This is a genomic window from Enterobacter cloacae complex sp. CDL013, assembly GCF_049238805.1.
Taxonomy (GTDB): domain Bacteria; phylum Pseudomonadota; class Gammaproteobacteria; order Enterobacterales; family Enterobacteriaceae; genus Enterobacter; species Enterobacter hormaechei_C.
The window spans coordinates 240,254-257,975 of the sequence record NZ_JBMKGT010000001.1 but is presented as its reverse complement, the minus strand read 5'-3'; the positions used below and the strand labels follow the sequence as shown (position 1 = coordinate 257,975).

Sequence of the window (17,722 nt, the reverse complement as noted above, 5' to 3'; positions counted from 1 at the left end):
TTCCGCTCCGTCCTCGCGCGTAGAATACCCGGCATACTCTCATCATCGAGGACAAATAATGAGCAACATTCTGATTATCAACGGCGCGAAAGAATTTGCGCACTCTAAAGGCCAGCTCAATGACACCCTGACCGAGGTCGCGGATGGTTTCCTGCGCGACGCCGGACATGATGTTAAGGTCGTGCGCGCGGACAGCGATTACGACGTGAAGGCCGAAGTGCAGAACTTCCTGTGGGCCGACGTGGTGATCTGGCAGATGCCGGGCTGGTGGATGGGCGCACCGTGGACCGTGAAAAAATACATGGACGATGTGTTTACCGAAGGTCACGGTTCGCTGTATGCCAGCGACGGTCGTACCCGTTCAGATGCGTCTAAAAAATACGGTTCCGGCGGTCTGATTCAGGGCAAAAAATATATGCTCTCCCTGACCTGGAACGCGCCGCTGGAAGCGTTCACCGAGAAAGATCAGTTCTTCGAAGGCGTGGGCGTAGACGGCGCGTATCTGCCGTTCCACAAGGCGAATCAGTTCCTGGGTATGGAGCCGCTGCCGACCTTTATCGTCAACGACGTAATTAAAATGCCGGACGTCCCGCGCTATATCGCAGAATATCGCAAGCATCTCGCGGAAATTTTTGCTTAACTGGTAGCCTGGAATTAGAAGGAGTTAATTATGCTTACCGTTATTGCTGAAATCCGTACGCGTCCTGGCCAACATCACCGCCAGGCAGTACTGGATGAGTTCGCGAAGATCATCCCGACCGTACTGAAAGAAGAAGGCTGCCACGGCTACGCGCCGATGGTAGACGCCGCCACCAGCGCAAGCTTCCAGGCGACCGCGCCAGACTCTATCATCATGGTGGAGCAGTGGGAAACCGTCGCGCACCTTGAAGCCCATTTGCAGACCGCGCATATGAAAGCGTGGAGCGACGCGGTGAAAGGGGACGTTCTGGAAACCCACATCCGTATTCTGGAGCAAGGGGTTTAAGTTCTGTGAAATTTGCCGGGTGGCACTACGTTTACCCGGCCTACAACTTTCCCCCGCAGGCCCGGTAAGCGTTAACGCCACCGGGCTTTTTTTATCACCTTACCGCTCAACTGCTATGCTTATTCTGACTTCATGTTTAACAGGAGGATGGAATGGGTCTTTTTAACTTCGTGAAAGAAGCAGGCGAAAAGCTTTGGGACAACCTGACCGATCATAAGGGTCAGAGCGACAAAATCACCGAGCACCTCAAGAAACTCAACATTCCCGGTTCCGATAAAGTTCAGGTTAACGTCACCGATGGCAAGGCCAGCGTAACGGGCGACGGGCTAACGCAGGAGCAGAAAGAAAAAATCCAGGTCGCCGTCGGCAACATCGCGGGCGTCAGCGAGGTGGAGAACAATATCACCGCGACAGACGCCAAAGATGAAGCAACCTACTATACGGTGAAATCCGGCGATACCCTGAGCGCCATCTCTAAAACCGTGTACGGCGATGCCAATCAGTACAACAAGATCTTTGAGGCGAACCGCCCGATGCTCTCCAGCCCGGATAAAATTTATCCCGGCCAGACGCTGCGTATTCCTAAGGCATAACGTCTGAGGCTATTGGTTCACGTCGCGCAGAGGAACAGCATGAAAATCGCTTGTCTTGGCTGGGGCTCGTTAATCTGGAAAAGCGGCGCGCTACCGGTAGCCGGTGAGTGGCAAACCGACGGGCCTTCTTTGCCCGTCGAGTTCTGCCGCGTCAGCGATGGCGGCGAACTGGCGACCGCCATCTGCATGAACGCGCCCGCCCTGCCTGTGCTTTGGGTATGGCTGAATGCCACTTCGCTGAGCGTGGCCACTCAGGCCCTGCGCGAGCGGGAGGCCATTCCTGACGATCGTTGCGATGGTATCGGCTCGCTGCTGATAGCCGGACGCAACGCGGGAGCGATCTCGACATGGGCGAGGGAGAGAGGAATTGAGGCGCTCATCTGGACCGGGCTTCCGCCGAGAAGCGCGTCGCAGGAAGGCAGGGTTCCTGCCGTGGACGAGGCCATCGCTTATCTCGACAGCCTCAGCGGACAGACCCGCAGCCATGCGCGGGACTATATTTGCCGCGTGCCTGCCCAGCTTGATACGCCCTACCGGCGCGCCATTAAAGAGGTGCTTGGGTGGTGATACCGCTGCCCGTTACCAGTACAGCTTCCAGCTCTGGGTGAAGCGCACCAGCGCCTCGACGTAGAAGTAATCGCCCCAGCTTGCGCACTCATCCACGCCTTTATTGCTCGCCAGGTGATACACCGAGTGCTTAAGCAGCCCGTTGCCCTTCTCTTCTTTACCCATCAGATAGTGCTTTGTCAGCGAGGACATAATCCCTTTCGCCCATTCGAGGTAACGTTCGCGATCCGGATCTGTGACCGGCAGATGTTTCACCAGCTCCAGCAGTCCACACACCGCAATTGCCGCCGAGGAAGAGTCACGCAGTGCGTCGGTGCCCACCAGCGCCAGATCCCAGTGGCAGACGTAGTCTTCCGGCAGGCGATTGAGGAAGTAGTTCGTCAGCCGTTTTGACAGAGCGATCATCGTTTCGTCGCCGGTATAGATATAGCTCAGCAGGAAACCGTAAATGCCCCACGCCTGCCCGCGCGACCAGCAGGAGTCGTCGGCGTAGCCCTGCTGGGTGTTGCCGTAGCGCGGTGCGCCGGTTGCCACATCCATATAGTAGGTGTGGAAGGTGGAGGCATCGTCACGAATGAGATACGTCGCCGCCTGCATGACGTGCGCTTTTGCGGCGTCGGCAAAGCGCGGATCGCCCGTCTGCTCCGTTGCCCAGTAGAGCAGCGGCAGGTTCATGTTGCAGTCGATGATCATTCGCCCGGCCTGCTCCGGATCGGAGAGATCGCCCCACGCCTGGATGATCTTCGCCTTCTCGTGGAAGCGTTCCAGCAGGGCTTCCGCCGCCAGCAGCGAGAAGCCGCGCGCCTCGCGGTTTCCGGTCAGCCGCCACGCGGCTACGCAGGAGAGCGTGTAAAGGAAGCCTAAATCGTGGGTATTGGTGTCGTTGCGCCCGGCGATGCGCAGGCCAAACGAGCGCACGTGTTTTTCCGCCATCGCACGGAATTTTTCCTCGCCGCTCATCTCCCACGCCAGCCACAGCTGCCCGGTCCAGAAGCTGGTGGTCCACTCCACGTTGTCAGTCAGCGGATAAAAACCGTTCTGGCAGGTTTCCGCCGGGAATTTGTCGCCGAACTCCGTTAAATGACGGCTAATCAGGTCCAGAACGTGGCTGCGCGCCGAATTCAGTTCATCGCTGAATGCGCGGGAGTCAACGGGCGCAGCGATAACAGGCAGGCGTTCTTCTTTGATACGACTTAACATATTTCGGTTCCTTCTTTGACGGCGTAATTTATCGTGTTGACGTTTCTGCTACGTTCAGCGCACGAGCCCCGCGCCATTTGCTCTGACAGGCGGATAACGTAAAAGCAGAAATAAGGGTAAAGGTCAGCGCCGTTGCGCCCATGATGATATAGGTGTGCTCAAAGCCAATACGGTCATACATATAGCCGGCAGGGGAAGAGACCACCACGTTGCCAACGTAGAGCATCGCCTGATAGCCGAGTAAATACATGGTGGCATTGACGCGCTTGTCGAAATGCTCGGCGATATATTTAAATACCGACACCAGCAGGAGACAAATTTCCAGACCGTACAGCGGCTTAAGCACTGAAATTAACAGGTGAGAATCACACATGCCGGAAATAATCAGACGCGCCCCAACCACCAGCCCGACAATTAATAGCCCGCGTTTGGCGCCAATAAAGTTCACAAACAGCGGGACCACCATATACATGACAAATTCCATGCCCGACTGCACGGTCCCGAGATAACCGAATACCGCGTTGCCCTGGTGAATATCGTCGAAGAAGGTGACGAAATAGCGCGAGAACTGCTGCTCGGCGATAAACATCATCCACGCCACGCCCGCCACGTACAGGCAGAAGGCCCAGAATTTGCGGTTACGCAGCAGGGCGTAAACGTCGGACGGGGCAATTTTCTCTTTCGTCAGCACCTCGCCTGCGTGAGCGGAGTTAGTGTTCACTTTCAGGCTCAGCAGGACGATCAGCATCACCACCGAAGCCACGCTGCCGAGAATAAAGTTATACGCCGGTGAGAGGTTGAACAGCAGGCCGGAGAAGGATGACGCCACCGCCCAGCCGAGCGATCCCCACATACGGATCTGCCCGAACTCCATGCCGTTTAAGCGGCTAAAGCGGTCAGAATACGATTCACACGCCGCCACGCCCGCGTACCAGGCAAAGCTTAAATAGAGCGCGCCGATAATAATCCCCAGCAGGGTATTAGACATTAACAGCGGCTGGTATACGTAAATAAAGAACGGCGCCATCAGGGCCGACATGATCACCACAAAATAGAGCAGGTATTTGCTCATGCCGATCTTATCGAGAATATAGCCGTAGATCGGTTTAAGAATTACGGAGAATATCCCGTTCACCGCAAAAACGGTTCCAATCACCGAGCCGCTGAGATTGGCTTTCTGGCCAAGCCAGATCGCCAGCAGTCCAATACTGGCAGACCAGGTAAAGAAATAGAGAAAGATAAAGCTACTGATTTTGTAATATTCAGTTCTGTTGGTTGTCGATGTGCTTTTCATATCATCCTCGCCGACGTGTAGGGCCAGATTTTTATAATGTGAACGACAGCTTACGTTCGCTTCCGGGTTCGCTAATGACGACCCGGCTATGGGTTATATTCAGCTGCGGCGTCGCCGCAGCGAGCTGTCTTCCGCCAGCCAGAACGGCGCAACAGAGCCAGCTTTCCCCTTGCGGGAGGTCAGCTTTTAACAGCGGAATGGAGGCGCACTCCGCAAACATAATGCTGCTGTTCGGCGGCGTGACGATGCTGTCTGGCTGGCGCTGAATGATCGGCGAAAGATCGACAATGACGCTGCTGCCGTTTTCAGCCAACAGATAACAACCGCGTTCGCGCACCTGGTGGGCGGTTTTCATCACCGCAAAGCCGCCCTCGACGGTTTGCAGAGTGCGCGTGCTGTTGATACGGTGCAGGCGCAGGTGCCACTCCCCGAACGGGATCTGCCAGGTCGCAATCTGCACGTCGCGCCACGGCGACCAGCGCGAGAAAATGTAATTTTCATCCACCCGAACCTCTTCGCACTCGCGACGACCGCGGAAATAGTCATCTCCGTCCGCCAGCAGCAGCATGGAATCGCAGGCGGCATGCTTCAGGCCAAAACGCCCGCGCTCAAGGGTGAATCCGAAGCGGCTGGAGTAGGCAAATTTGGTGTATTTCGCTTCGGTGTTGACGTAGTTGTTCAGTTCCAGCTGACCGGCGGTGAGCATGACGACGTGCTGCGAATCTTTCGAATGCATCAGGATCTGCTGCGCATGCGGAATCACATGTTTTTCAGCAAGCGCGGGCAGCGGTTGTTCTTCCGCCTGCCAGAACGGGTGTGCTTCCGGCAGCGCCAGGATCAGATAGGTTTTCAGCGCCCAGTACGGTGAACCGGGGGAGTTGTAATCCTCGCACATCGCCAGGTTCGGATACGCAAACCCCAGGGTGAGAATGCCGTCGCGATCGACAATCGACTGCTGCTGCCACCAGCGCAGATGCCGCAGCACAATGCCTTTCACGATGCCCGGGGTGAAGACGTCCAGCTGAGAAAAGGCCACCGCGCTCCAGAAGGCAACCATGGCAAAGCGGTAGGTCAGGCTGCGGCCAAACGGCACCGAGGCGCCATCGGCGGCGGACCAGTAGATAAAGTCTTCCGCGAAGAGGCGCGAGCGCTCGCGCAGCACATTCGCCCTCGCCTCGTCGTTACTCAGGGTGGCGTAAATCAGGCCGTAGAAATGGAAAGCCATGGAGATGTAGTAATCTTTCGGGCGGCCGGGACCGTCGGAATACCAGCCGTCGCCGAGGTAGTAGGCGTCCATCAGCGCAAAGCGGTGGTCAATGGCGTCCTGATCGTACGGCAGGCCGGCGCGCTTAAAGCCTAGCTGAACCATAATGGCAAAATAGTTCCAGTTGCTGTCAGGCATCTGCGCTTCGGTGATTTGGTTGAGCCACGCGTGCAGGTTCATCACCTCGCGACCGGTAAAGCGCGCGGTGAGCGTCTCCCCCATCAGAGCGAGCCCCAGACCGTAGGCCGCCATCTCCACCAGACGCTGATCGTACGGGCCGGTTTCACCCCAGTAACCGCTGCTTTGCGGGTCGGTACCAAGCTTAATGGCAGTAAGGTACTTCTCGCTGAACGGCGTGCTTTCGCCAGATGCCATCAGCGGAAACAGCCCCCACAGCGCGCGGGAAAGTCCCTCCATCTGCGCAATATCCGCTGTGTAATGGGCGCAGGTGTCGCCCAGCGGGAATCGTGAACGGTTCGCCGGAAATTGCGTGTCCAGCGCCTGTAAAAGTGCATTCAACGACGCCACTACCTCCTGGCGTGAAGACAACGGATTTGATTTTTCTTTGTTTGCCGCCCACATCGGTTCGCCCTCGTAATCAACTGCGGCAAAGCATAGTGAATCCGCAAGGTGCAGAAATGTTAGCCATGTCACAGGCATGAACGATGAATAAACCTCCAGTTGAGAAAATTTAAAAAGGTGGTTTATAAAGACGATCAGACAGGAAAAAGTTGAGTTTTATTGCACTATGCGCGACACGTCGACAACCGACCTTCTGGAACTGATCGCCCTGAACGATACCGTGGCCTCGTTCAGCCGCCTGTTTGCCAATACGGTGCGCTACCATCACTGGCATCAGTGTCTGGAGATCCTCTATGTGGAAGAGGGCTTTGGCGTGGCGATTGTCGATAATCGTCACTACACCATGCGCCCCGGACGACTGTTTTTCTTCCCGCCTTTTACGCTGCACAAGGTCATGGTGGACGAACAGGCGGAGGCAATTTACCGCCGCACCATTATTCATCTCGACCAGCACGCGGTGCTGAAGATCCTGCGGGATTTTCCCCAGACCCGGCAGCGCCTGGAGCGGCTGTCACGCCGTGGCGGCGAAGCGTGGGTCGCCGATTTAGCCCACTGTCACCACCATATCGACCATCTGTTTAGCTGCTATAAACCGCCGATGAACGGCGAGAGCATCGCCAGCCTGCTGATCGGCCTGTTCGCGATGCTGCCCGACGATCGCGACGGCGAGCCGGGCAACAGCCAGGGGATCGCCAGCCAGGTCATGATCTGGCTCGACGAGCATTATCAGGAGAAATTTCGTCTGGATGCGCTGGCTGCAGAGCTGGGTAAATCGCGCAGTTACGTATCGCGAAGATTCCATGCGGAAACAGGCGAAAAAATTCACGACTACCTGAACACGCTAAGGTTGCGTAAGGCGTGCGAGTGTTTACTCCACACTGATTCGAGCGTGCGTGACATTGCCGCACAGGCGGGATTTTCCGACGTGACGTGGTTTATCAGCGCGTTTAAAAAGGGGATTGGCGAGACGCCGTTGCAGTACCGGAAAAACCATTCATCGTGATGAGCTGCATTTCTTGTCCGGCGGCGCTACGCTTGCACGGGCCTACGGGTTAAGTAGGCCGGGTAAGGCGCAGCCGCCACCCGGCAAAAAGACAGCGTGTATCAGGCCTCTATATCCGCCATGTCGCCTTTCTCCTGTAGCCAGTTACGTCGATCTTCAGAACGTTTCTTGGCCAGCAGCATGTCCATCACGGCGTTAGTTTGCTGTTCATCTTCATCGCTGATGGTCAGCTGCACCAGACGGCGGGTATTCGGATCCAGCGTGGTTTCACGCAGCTGCATCGGGTTCATCTCACCCAGCCCCTTAAAGCGCTGAACGTTCGGTTTGCCCTTCTTGCGCTTAAGCTGTTCCAGCACGCCCGCTTTCTCTTCTTCCGTCAGTGCATAGTAAACTTCTTTGCCGAGGTCGATTCGGTACAGCGGCGGCAGCGCCACGTGGACGTGACCGTTTTTCACCAGCGCGCGGAAATGCTTCACAAACAGCGCACAGAGCAGCGTGGCGATGTGCAGGCCATCGGAGTCCGCATCCGCGAGAATGCAGATCTTGCCGTAGCGCAACTGGCTCAGATCGTCGCTGTCCGGATCGATACCGATCGCAACCGAGATATCGTGTACTTCCTGCGAGGCCAGCACTTCATCAGACGAGACCTCCCAGGTGTTGAGGATCTTACCCTTGAGCGGCATGATCGCCTGATATTCACGATCGCGCGCCTGCTTGGCCGATCCGCCTGCCGAGTCTCCTTCCACCAGGAACAGCTCGGTGCGGTTGAGATCCTGCGCGGTACAGTCCGCCAGCTTGCCGGGCAGCGCGGGGCCGCTGGTCAGCTTTTTACGCACCACTTTCTTCGCCGCGCGCAGACGACGCTGGGCGCTGGAGATCGCCATTTCAGCCAGCATTTCTGCGGCCTGAACGTTCTGGTTCAGCCACAGGGTAAATGCATCTTTCACCACGCCGGAGACGAACGCCGCACACTGGCGTGACGACAGGCGCTCTTTAGTCTGACCGGCAAACTGCGGATCCTGCATTTTCACGGAAAGCACGTAGGCGCAGCGATCCCAGATATCTTCCGCCGACAGCTTCACGCCGCGCGGCAGAATGTTGCGGTATTCGCAGAACTCGCGCATCGCATCCAGCAGCCCCTGACGCAGGCCGTTGACGTGGGTCCCGCCGAGCATAGTGGGGATCAGGTTAACGTAGCTTTCGGTCAGCAGCTCGCCGCCTTCCGGCAGCCACAGCAGCGCCCAGTCCACCGCTTCAGTATCGCCTTCGAAATTCCCGACGAACGGTTTTTCCGGCAGGGTTGGCAGGCCGTTAACCGCTTCGCACAGGTAGTCGTTCAGACCATCGGCGTAGCACCAGGTTTGTTCGGTATTATTAACGTGGTCTTTAAAGGTGATTTCCACGCCCGGGCACAGCACCGCTTTGGCTTTCAGCAGGTGCGTCAGGCGGGAAACAGAAAAGCGTGGGCTGTCGAAGAAGCTTTCGTCAGGCCAGAAGTGGACGCTGGTGCCGGTGTTGCGCTTACCGCACGTCCCGACAACCTGCAAATCCTGCACTTTTTCGCCGTTTTCAAACGCGATGTTATACACCTGGCCGTCGCGACGGACGTTCACTTCCACGCGCTTTGACAGGGCGTTAACCACGGAGATCCCCACGCCGTGCAAGCCGCCGGAGAACTGGTAATTTTTGTTGGAGAACTTACCGCCCGCGTGCAGACGACAGAGGATCAGCTCAACGGCGGGAACACCCTCTTCCGGGTGGATATCTACCGGCATGCCGCGGCCGTCGTCGATGACTTCCAGCGACTGATCGGCGTGCAGGATAACGTCCACGCGTTTGGCATGGCCTGCCAGCGCTTCGTCCACACTGTTATCAATTACTTCCTGGCCCAGGTGGTTTGGGCGCGTCGTATCGGTGTACATCCCCGGGCGGCGGCGAACCGGCTCAAGCCCGGTGAGTACCTCAATGGCATCAGCGTTATAGGTTTGCGTCATGATTTAAGCTAGCAATTCGCATTGATTGTCAGTGGCTGTGCAGTCCAAGAAAATCGACAATCTGGGTGAAATGATCTTCAAAGCCCGTGAAAGCATGGTTACCGCCCTCTTCTACAGTCTGGCGGCAGGATGCGTAATACGCCACTGCCTGGCGGTAATCCAGCACTTCATCTCCCGTCTGTTGCAGCAGCCAGATAAGATCGGGCGCTTCAAGCGGGTCGACCTGCATAACTTTGAGATCGTAAATATGGCGTGACTCTAGCACATATTGTTGGCCGGTGTAGGGGTTCTCGTTTTCGCCAAGAAAGTCCCTTAACAGCTCAAATGGCCGGACCGCCGGGTTGACGACGACAGCGGGCAACATAAAGCACTGCGACAGCCAGGTGGCGTAGTAGCCGCCGAGCGACGACCCGACAACGCCAAACGATTCGCCGCCGTGTTCCAGCACGATCGATTCCAGCATCTCTGCCGCATCCGCCGGATAAGGGGGCAACTGCGGAATAATCATCTCCACGTGGGGATGATGCGCGCTCAGCCACTGGCGAAGCTGCGTCGCTTTCGCCGATCGCGGTGAGCTGTTAAACCCATGCAGATAGAGAAGCGTCGACATCAATAGCCTTCCGAAGCGGTATCCGGGCGGAATTGAGCCCCGGCCAGACGGCAAACTTCGGTGGTCAGCGTGCCATCGGCATGCAGCTCCAGCCAGCGCCAGCCCGGTGCGATGGTATCCAGCGTAAAGTTGGCGCAGTGCGGCTTAAACTGCACGCAGGTAGAGGGCGTCGCGAGCAGGCGGCGACCGTTCCAGTCGAGATCCTGTTCCTGGTGAATGTGCCCGCACAGCAAATTTTTCACGCGCGGGAATTTCGCCAGCACGCCGTCCAGCGCCGCAGAGTTGCGTAAGCTGTGCTGATCGAGCCAGCTACAGCCCGCCGGCAGCGGGTGATGATGCAGTAACAGCAACGTATTGCGATTCGGTTCGGCGGCCAGTTTTGTCTCCAGCCAGTCAAGCTGATAGTCGCTCAACTCACCGTGCGGAACGCCAAACACCTGACTGTCGAGGAGCAGAATTTGCCACTGGTCCCCCGCAAAGACACATTTTGCCGGTGAAATCCCCGCATCCTGAAGCGAACTGTACATCGCGGGCTGAAAATCGTGATTGCCCGGCAGCCAGACGCAAGGCAAGCTAAAGCTCGCAATCCCTTCAGCAAAATGCTGATAGGCTGCGGAGGATTGATCCTGCGCCAGATCGCCCGTCGCGACGATCAGATCGCATGGCCGCTTTTCAGCATGGATCGCGTCAAGAACCGCCTGATAACTCTCCCAGGTGTTCACGCCCAGAAGCGTCTCATGCTTTTCGGCAAAAAGGTGGGTGTCGGTGATTTGTAATATCCTGACTGGCGCCCCACCAGCAACAGTCAGGTTCAACAGGCTTTCCAAATGGTGTCCTTAGGTAGGTTTATGACGCTAACAAACCGGAATCGCCATTGCTCCATGTGCTAAACAATATCTTAGCCAGTCGGCTAAAAACTGGTTAATTTGATGCTTTTCGTCGCGTTGATGCAACTTTTTATTCGGATAATCATACCGCGCTTTAAAGCGAAAGATCTGCTGGCTTGAACACACTTCAGCGACCATCGCGTCATGATAAAGACGTACCGTCATCGACGGCAGGCTCCAGTAGCTGATGCTCGGCGCCGTTTGCTCAATCTCCACCAGCGTAGTGTAGCGCGTTGATTCTGTTATCGTTAACCGATACTGTGCGTTGCTCACCTGATAGCTCACCGTTTCGCCGGGCGCGTCGTTTCGCGGCAGCAGGCGGCGCAGCTGGGCGAAATTGGTTTCGCACAGGCGCATCATTTCTGGGAAGTCAGGTGTATAACGCTTCATTTTTTCCACTCGTGTCGTAATGTCTGATAATGCAGCTGTAGCCATTGCAGAGCGATGACAGACGCTGCGTTGTCGATTTTCCCCTCTTCTACCCACTGGTAAGCCAGCTCCCGACTCACCACATGAACCCGAATATCTTCGTTTTCATCTGCCAGACCATGGATCCCTTCCGCTGTCGTGGCGTCCACTTCGCCCACCATAATAGATGAACGTTCCGTTGTCCCACCCGGGCTTGCCAGGTAGCTCAACACCGGCTTCGTCCGGCCAACCACCAGGCCCGCCTCTTCCAGCGCCTCGCGGCGAGCGACGTCTTCGACAGACTCACCTTCTTCGATCATCCCGGCCACCATCTCCAGCAACCACGGCGTTTCGCTGGTATCATAAGCCGCAATACGCACCTGCTCGACCAGCACAACTTCGTCACGCACTGGGTCAAAGGGTAGCAACACAGCCGCATGCCCGCGCTCAAAAATTTCGCGTTTGATTTCACCGCTCATCTCACCGTTAAACAGACGATGCCTGAAACGGTAAAGTTCCATTGAAAAAAAACCGCTATAAAGCGTTTCTCGTGCAATAATTTCTACATCGTTTTTGGCGAAGGTGACAGGCACGTTTTCTGGTTTTTGCATCGGTCGAGTCCTGGTAGCAATGGTGATGAAATTGTGAATTTCAAGGCTGTTTGGCTGCCGTTTGTATGGCTATATGGTAGATTGGAGCAAATTACCGCCAGATGGCACGTTACGCCAACCTTTTGGTGTGGATGATTCTGTTAGAATCGGCAATTATTTTTAATTAGATCAGCGCTAATACTGCTTCACAACAAGGAATGCAAATGAAGAAATTGCTCCCCATCCTTATCGGCCTGAGCCTGACGGGCTTCAGTGCAATGAGCCAGGCAGAGAACCTGTTACAGGTCTACCAGCAGGCACGTCTGGGCAACCCTGATTTACGTAAATCAGCGGCCGATCGTGATGCTGCGTTTGAAAAGATTAACGAAGCACGTAGTCCACTGCTGCCGCAGTTAGGCTTAGGTGCAGATTATACCTACACTAACGGTTTTCGCGATAATAACGGCATCAACTCAAATGCCACCAGCGCCTCTTTACAGTTAACGCAAACCCTGTTCGACATGTCCAAATGGCGTGAGCTGAGCTTGCAGGAAAAGAGCGCCGGCATTCAGGATGTGACCTATCAGACAGATCAGCAGACGCTTATCCTGAATACCGCGACCGCCTACTTCAACGTACTGAGCGCGATTGACGCCCTCTCCTACACCGAAGCGCAGAAACAGGCGATTTATCGTCAGTTAGATCAGACCACCCAGCGTTTTAATGTGGGTCTGGTTGCGATCACTGACGTGCAGAACGCCCGTTCACAGTACGATACCGTACTGGCTAACGAAGTGACCGCACGTAACAACCTCGACAACGCGCTGGAAGCACTGCGTCAGGTCACCGGTAACTACTATCCTGAGCTGGCCTCTCTGAACGTGGACAGCTTCAAAACAGACAAGCCGCAGGCGGTTAACGCCCTGCTGAAAGAGGCGGAAAACCGCAACCTGACCTTGCTGCAGGCACGCCTGAGCCAGGACCTGGCGCGCGAGCAGATCCGTCTTGCACAGGATGGTCACCTGCCAACCCTGAGCCTGAGCGCCTCTACCGGCGTATCGGATACCAGCTACAGCGGTTCTAAAACCAACACTGCCCAGTATGACGACAACAATATGGGCCAGAACAAAGTGGGCCTCAGCTTCTCTCTGCCGCTGTACCAGGGCGGGATGGTTAACTCTCAGGTTAAGCAGGCGCAGTACAACTTCGTAGGCGCGAGCGAGCAGCTTGAAAGCGCGCACCGCAACGTGGTCCAGACCGTGCGTTCTTCCTTCAACAACGTGAACGCGTCCATCAGCAGCATCAACGCCTATAAACAGGCCGTTGTCTCTGCGCAAAGCTCTCTGGACGCGATGGAAGCGGGTTACTCCGTCGGTACGCGTACTATCGTTGATGTGTTAGACGCAACGACCACGCTGTACAACGCGAAACAGCAGCTCTCCAGTGCGCGTTACCAGTACTTGATCAACCAGCTGAACATCAAGCAGGCGCTGGGTACGCTGAACGAGCAGGATCTGCAAATGCTGAACAGCACGCTGGGCAAACCGGTTTCCACGTCGCCTGACAGCGTCGCGCCGGAAAATCCACAGCAGGATGCCGCCGTGGATAATTTCACCGCTAACAGCAGCACCCCGGTTGCACAGCCAGCGGCAGCGCGTAGCACCTCACCTGCCAGCAGCGGCACGAATCCGTTCCGCAATTAAGCGTGTCATCAGGCCCACTGCGGCCTGATGCCCTCACCTCAGCCCTCTCCCACAGGGAGAGGGAGCACATTAATCCCCCCCGAACGTAAGCCAACGTAAAGATCCCCCGGATTTCGCCCCTCGTCGCTTCATTTTCAACCACTCATCCTCTATCCTGAGCGTTATTACCACTGGGTCCTGGAAGACAAATATGAAACGGACAAAAACGATGAATCACGCGTCGTTCCGCAAAAGCTGGAACGCACGCCACCTGACACCTGTCGCGCTGGCGGTCACCGCCGTCTTTATGCTGGCAGGCTGTGAGCAAAACGACGAAACGGTTTCGCTGTATCAAAACGCCGACGACTGCACGAGCGCAACCGGTAAAGCCGCTGAGTGTACGACGGCGTATAACAACGCCCTGAAAGAAGCGGAACGTACCGCGCCGAAATATGCCTCACGCGAAGACTGTGTAGCCGAATTCGGTGAAGGCCAGTGCCAGCAGGCACCTGCTCAGGCGGGTATGGCACCGGAAAACCAGGCGCAGGCACAGTCCAGCGGCAGCTTCTGGATGCCGCTGATGGCGGGTTATATGATGGGTCGTTTGATGAGCGGCGGTGCGGGCTACCAGCAGCAGCCGCTGTTTAGCTCCAAAAATCCGAACAGCCCGGCCTACGGGAAATACACCGATGCCACCGGCAAGGGTTACGGTGCTGCAACGCCTGGCCGTACGATGACCGTACCGAAAACCGCAATGGCGCCGAAACCAGCCACCACCAGCACCATTACCCGTGGCGGCTTCGGTGAGTCTGTTGCCAAACAAACCACCATGCAGCGTAGTGCGACCGGCTCCTCAACTCGCTCAATGGGCGGCTGATCATGGAACGAGTCAGTATTGCCGAGCGCCCGGACTGGCGCGAAAAAGCCACCGAATACGGTTTCAACTTTCACACCATGTACGGCGAGCCGTACTGGTGTGAAGATGCTTACTATAAGCTCACGCTTGCTCAGGTCGAAAAGCTTGAAGAAGTGACCGCAGAGCTGCACCAGATGTGCCTGAAGGTGGTTGAGAAAGTCATCGACAGCGATGAGCTGATGACCAAATTCCGCATTCCGAAGCACACCTGGAGCTTTGTTCGTCAGTCCTGGAAAACGAACCAGCCTTCGCTCTACTCTCGCCTCGATCTGGCATGGGATGGCGTGGGTGAACCGAAGCTTTTAGAAAATAACGCAGATACGCCAACCTCCCTGTACGAAGCCGCGTTCTTCCAGTGGATCTGGCTGGAAGATCAGGCGAATGCCGGAAACTTGCCGGAAGGCAGCGATCAGTTCAACAGCCTTCAGGAAAAGCTGATTGAACGTTTCGTCGAACTGCGTGAACAGCACGGTTTCAACCTGTTGCACCTCGCCTGCTGCCGCGATACCGAAGAAGACCGCGGTACGGTTCAGTATTTGCAGGACTGCGCAGCCGAAGCGGAAGTGGCGACGGAATTTCTCTATATCGAAGATATCGGTTTAGGTGAAAAAGGTCAGTTTACGGACATGCAGGATCAGGTGATCAGCAACCTGTTCAAGCTCTATCCGTGGGAATACATGCTGCGGGAAATGTTCTCTACCAAACTGGAAGACGCTGGCGTGCGCTGGCTGGAACCAGCCTGGAAGAGCATTATCTCCAATAAAGCCCTGCTGCCGATGCTGTGGGAGATGTTCCCGAATCACCCGAACCTGCTGCCTGCTTATTTTGCCGAAGATGATTTCCCACCGATGGAGAAATACGTCGTTAAGCCAATCTTCTCTCGTGAAGGGGCAAACGTCTCGATTATCGAAAACGGTAAAACGCTGGAAGCAGTTGAAGGGCCGTACGGTGAAGAAGGGATGATCGTCCAGGCGTTTTATCAACTGCCGAAGTTTGGCGACAGCTATACGCTGATCGGCAGCTGGCTTATTAACGATCAGCCTGCCGGGATTGGCATTCGCGAAGATCGCGCGCTGATTACGCAGGATCTGTCGCGTTTCTACCCGCATATTTTCGTCGAGTAAGACTTGCCGGGTGGCGGCTTCACCTTACCCGGCCTACATGTCGAGCGTAGGCCCGGTAAGCGCAGCGTCACCGGGCATGTGTTTACCCCACCTGCACCGACAGCATACTCAAACTCCCCATCTCAATGCCGTCGACCGGGGTTGTAATAACCTCCTGACCGTCCCATGCGCCTAATACATACAGCAATGGCAAGAAGTGTTCCGGCGTCGGGTTAGAGAGCGAACCGCCATCGTGCTCCAGATAGTTCACCAAAGGGTGCCGTTCGACCGGCCCTTGCCAGGCCAGGTTGTCTTTTACATAGTCATTAAAGGCTGTTGCCCAGGGGTACGGCGTATTTTCACCGTGCCAGCGTACCGTACGCAGATTGTGTACCACGTTGCCACTGGCTATCAGCATGATGCCCTCATCACGAAGCGAAGCCAGCTTACGCCCCATCTCCATGTGCCAGGCAGCTGGTTTGGTGCTGTCGATACTCAGTTGTACCATCGGAATATCGGCATCCGGATACATTTTGATCAACACCCCCCATGAGCCATGGTCAAAGCCCCAGGCTTCTTTGTCCAGCGCAACCGGAACAGGGGCAAGCAGATCAACCAGCCGCTGCGCCAGCTCAGGGGAGCCCGGCGCAGGATAATGCGTGTCATACAGCGCCTGCGGAAAGCCGCCAAAATCATGAATCGTTTTTGGCGTTTCCATGGCCGTCACGCCGGTACCCCGGGTAAACCAGTGCGCAGAGACCACCACAATTGCCTTCGGACGCGGTAACGTCTCACCCAACTGACGCCAGGCGCGGGTATAGACGTTATCTTCCAGGACGTTCATTGGGCTGCCATGGCCTAAAAACAGTGCTGGCATACGAGAAGAAGACATGGTGATATCCTTAGAGGAGGTGTCAATGTGATAGGCCTACATTACGCGCATTCAGGTGAAGATGAACGCAGATAACCGTGAAGATCATCATCAGGAAATTTGAATGCCAGATATCGCTTAAGGAGAATGCATGTCAGTACCGTTGATTTTGACCATACTTGCGGGCGCCGCAACCTTTATCGGTGCGTTCCTCGGGGTACTCGGGCAAAAACCCTCTAATCGCCTGCTGGCCTTCTCGCTGGGTTTCGCCGCCGGGATCATGCTGCTTATCTCGCTGATGGAGATGCTGCCCGCCGCGCTTCACACCGAAGGGATGTCGCCTGTTCTGGGCTATGGCATGTTTATCATTGGCCTGCTGGGTTATTTTGCACTCGACCGTATTCTTCCTCACGCGCACCCGCAGGATTTAATGCAAAAAAGCGTTACCCCCATTCCGGGAAATATCAAACGCACGGCCATTCTGCTGACGCTGGGTATCAGCCTGCATAACTTTCCGGAAGGTATCGCCACCTATGTCACGGCCAGCAGCAACCTGGAAATAGGTTTTGGTGTGGCGCTGGCCGTGGCTTTGCACAATATTCCTGAAGGACTTGCCGTTGCCGGGCCCGTTTATGCCGCCACGGGTTCAAAACGTACAGCTGTCTTTTGGGCAGGTATCTCCGGCATGGCTGAAATTCTCGGCGGCGTGCTGGCGTGGCTGATCCTCGGTAGCCTCGTATCCCCGGTTGTAATGGCTGCAATTATGGCTGCCGTGGCCGGGATTATGGTCGCGCTCTCTGTCGATGAGCTGATGCCGCTGGCAAAAGAGATCGATCCCAACAATAACCCAAGCTACGGCGTGCTGTGTGGAATGTCAGTGATGGGGATGAGCCTGGTTCTGCTGCAAACGGCAGGTATTGGCTAAGAATTAATGCCTCCGTTTTTATACGGAGGCTTTATATTATTCAAAAAAACAATCCTATATATTTTACATATAATAACCCACAAAATATAAATCTATTAAAACCCCGAAAAAAGAAGCCTCTTCAGATAGCCTGAAAATATTAATTAAAACCATCTAAAAATATATTTAAGTCACGTTAATCGCGTCTCCCCGCCCCAATCCGTATACTTTGCGAGTATTCTGAAATTAATATTCACATTACGAATCAA

18 protein-coding genes are annotated in these 17,722 nt (G+C 55.6%); 9 read left to right on the top strand and 9 right to left on the bottom strand.

Going from position 1 to position 17,722, the window contains the following annotated elements:
- Nucleotides 1-58: 58 nt before the first annotated feature.
- The 4 genes from ACOTXD_RS01240 (at nt 59) to ACOTXD_RS01225 (ending at nt 2,145) form a co-directional block, all read left to right on the top strand.
- Complete coding sequence (locus tag ACOTXD_RS01240) at nt 59-640, top strand: NAD(P)H-dependent oxidoreductase (protein ID WP_032607911.1); 582 nt, start codon at nt 59-61, stop codon at nt 638-640.
- Nucleotides 641-670: 30 nt separating this feature from the next.
- The gene (locus ACOTXD_RS01235) at nt 671-985 is read left to right on the top strand and encodes a putative quinol monooxygenase (protein ID WP_003862506.1); all 315 of its coding nucleotides are present in this window, start codon (nt 671-673) and stop codon (nt 983-985) included.
- 152 nt (nt 986-1,137) lie between these two features.
- Nucleotides 1,138-1,578: a peptidoglycan-binding protein LysM gene (gene lysM, locus ACOTXD_RS01230; RefSeq protein ID WP_003862507.1), complete on the top strand. Its 441-nt coding sequence runs from the start codon at nt 1,138-1,140 to the stop codon at nt 1,576-1,578.
- A gap of 39 nt (nt 1,579-1,617) precedes the next feature.
- On the top strand, nt 1,618-2,145 hold the full coding sequence (locus ACOTXD_RS01225) for a hypothetical protein (RefSeq protein WP_003862508.1): 528 nt from the start codon (nt 1,618-1,620) through the stop codon (nt 2,143-2,145).
- Nucleotides 2,146-2,157: 12 nt separating this feature from the next.
- Here the strand turns inward: ACOTXD_RS01225 and ACOTXD_RS01220 are convergent, their stop codons facing one another.
- From ACOTXD_RS01220 to ACOTXD_RS01210, 3 genes are read right to left on the bottom strand one after another with little or no spacing between them, the layout of a single operon-like run.
- Complete coding sequence (locus ACOTXD_RS01220; RefSeq protein WP_061856824.1) at nt 2,158-3,345, bottom strand: glycoside hydrolase family 88 protein; 1,188 nt, start codon at nt 3,343-3,345, stop codon at nt 2,158-2,160.
- A 28-nt stretch (nt 3,346-3,373) separates the two neighbouring features.
- Complete coding sequence (locus ACOTXD_RS01215) at nt 3,374-4,639, bottom strand: oligosaccharide MFS transporter (RefSeq protein ID WP_126297266.1); 1,266 nt, start codon at nt 4,637-4,639, stop codon at nt 3,374-3,376.
- Nucleotides 4,640-4,670: 31 nt separating this feature from the next.
- Complete coding sequence (locus ACOTXD_RS01210; protein WP_032660343.1) at nt 4,671-6,485, bottom strand: DUF2264 domain-containing protein; 1,815 nt, start codon at nt 6,483-6,485, stop codon at nt 4,671-4,673.
- 166 nt (nt 6,486-6,651) lie between these two features.
- On the opposite strand from ACOTXD_RS01210, the gene ACOTXD_RS01205 reads away from it, so the two are divergent.
- Nucleotides 6,652-7,488, top strand: a complete 837-nt coding sequence (locus ACOTXD_RS01205; protein ID WP_061856822.1) for an AraC family transcriptional regulator — start codon at nt 6,652-6,654, stop codon at nt 7,486-7,488.
- 101 nt (nt 7,489-7,589) lie between these two features.
- Here the strand turns inward: ACOTXD_RS01205 and parE are convergent, their stop codons facing one another.
- The 5 genes from parE to nudF are packed head-to-tail and all read right to left on the bottom strand — an operon-like array spanning nt 7,590 to nt 11,998.
- On the bottom strand, nt 7,590-9,482 hold the full coding sequence (parE, locus tag ACOTXD_RS01200) for a DNA topoisomerase IV subunit B (RefSeq protein ID WP_003862513.1): 1,893 nt from the start codon (nt 9,480-9,482) through the stop codon (nt 7,590-7,592).
- Between the two features lie 28 nt (nt 9,483-9,510).
- A complete protein-coding gene (yqiA, locus tag ACOTXD_RS01195) occupies nt 9,511-10,092 on the bottom strand; it encodes an esterase YqiA (RefSeq protein ID WP_003862514.1) in 582 nt (193 codons plus the stop codon).
- Nucleotides 10,092-10,919, bottom strand: coding sequence for a 3',5'-cyclic-AMP phosphodiesterase (gene cpdA / locus ACOTXD_RS01190; RefSeq protein WP_061856821.1), 828 nt, complete (start codon nt 10,917-10,919; stop codon nt 10,092-10,094). The genes yqiA and cpdA overlap by 1 nt, the downstream gene beginning before the upstream one ends.
- Nucleotides 10,920-10,946: 27 nt before the next feature.
- Nucleotides 10,947-11,369, bottom strand: a complete 423-nt coding sequence (locus ACOTXD_RS01185; RefSeq protein ID WP_003862516.1) for a DUF1249 family protein — start codon at nt 11,367-11,369, stop codon at nt 10,947-10,949.
- Nucleotides 11,366-11,998 carry an ADP-ribose diphosphatase gene (nudF, locus tag ACOTXD_RS01180; RefSeq protein WP_032660349.1) on the bottom strand — a complete coding sequence of 211 codons (633 nt, stop codon included), beginning with the start codon at nt 11,996-11,998 and terminating at the stop codon, nt 11,366-11,368. The genes ACOTXD_RS01185 and nudF overlap by 4 nt, the downstream gene beginning before the upstream one ends.
- A 203-nt stretch (nt 11,999-12,201) precedes the next feature.
- Here nudF and tolC point away from each other — a divergent pair, with 203 nt between their 5' ends.
- The 3 genes from tolC (at nt 12,202) to ACOTXD_RS01165 (ending at nt 15,699) form a co-directional block, all read left to right on the top strand.
- Nucleotides 12,202-13,680 (top strand): outer membrane channel protein TolC, encoded by a 1,479-nt coding sequence (gene tolC, locus ACOTXD_RS01175; RefSeq protein WP_023314865.1) that lies wholly within the window; start codon nt 12,202-12,204, stop codon nt 13,678-13,680.
- A gap of 190 nt (nt 13,681-13,870) precedes the next feature.
- Complete coding sequence (locus ACOTXD_RS01170; protein ID WP_045332893.1) at nt 13,871-14,536, top strand: DUF1190 family protein; 666 nt, start codon at nt 13,871-13,873, stop codon at nt 14,534-14,536.
- Between the two features lie 2 nt (nt 14,537-14,538).
- Complete coding sequence (locus ACOTXD_RS01165) at nt 14,539-15,699, top strand: glutathionylspermidine synthase family protein (protein ID WP_023314866.1); 1,161 nt, start codon at nt 14,539-14,541, stop codon at nt 15,697-15,699.
- Nucleotides 15,700-15,781: 82 nt separating this feature from the next.
- Here ACOTXD_RS01165 and ygiD read toward each other — a convergent pair whose 3' ends face one another.
- Entirely contained in the window at nt 15,782-16,570 is a 789-nt protein-coding gene (ygiD, locus tag ACOTXD_RS01160) for a 4,5-DOPA dioxygenase extradiol (RefSeq protein WP_023314867.1), read from the bottom strand.
- 130 nt (nt 16,571-16,700) lie between these two features.
- Between ygiD and zupT the strand changes: the two genes are divergently transcribed.
- Nucleotides 16,701-17,474, top strand: a complete 774-nt coding sequence (gene zupT, locus ACOTXD_RS01155) for a zinc transporter ZupT (RefSeq protein ID WP_023314868.1) — start codon at nt 16,701-16,703, stop codon at nt 17,472-17,474.
- Nucleotides 17,475-17,722 lie beyond the last annotated feature (248 nt).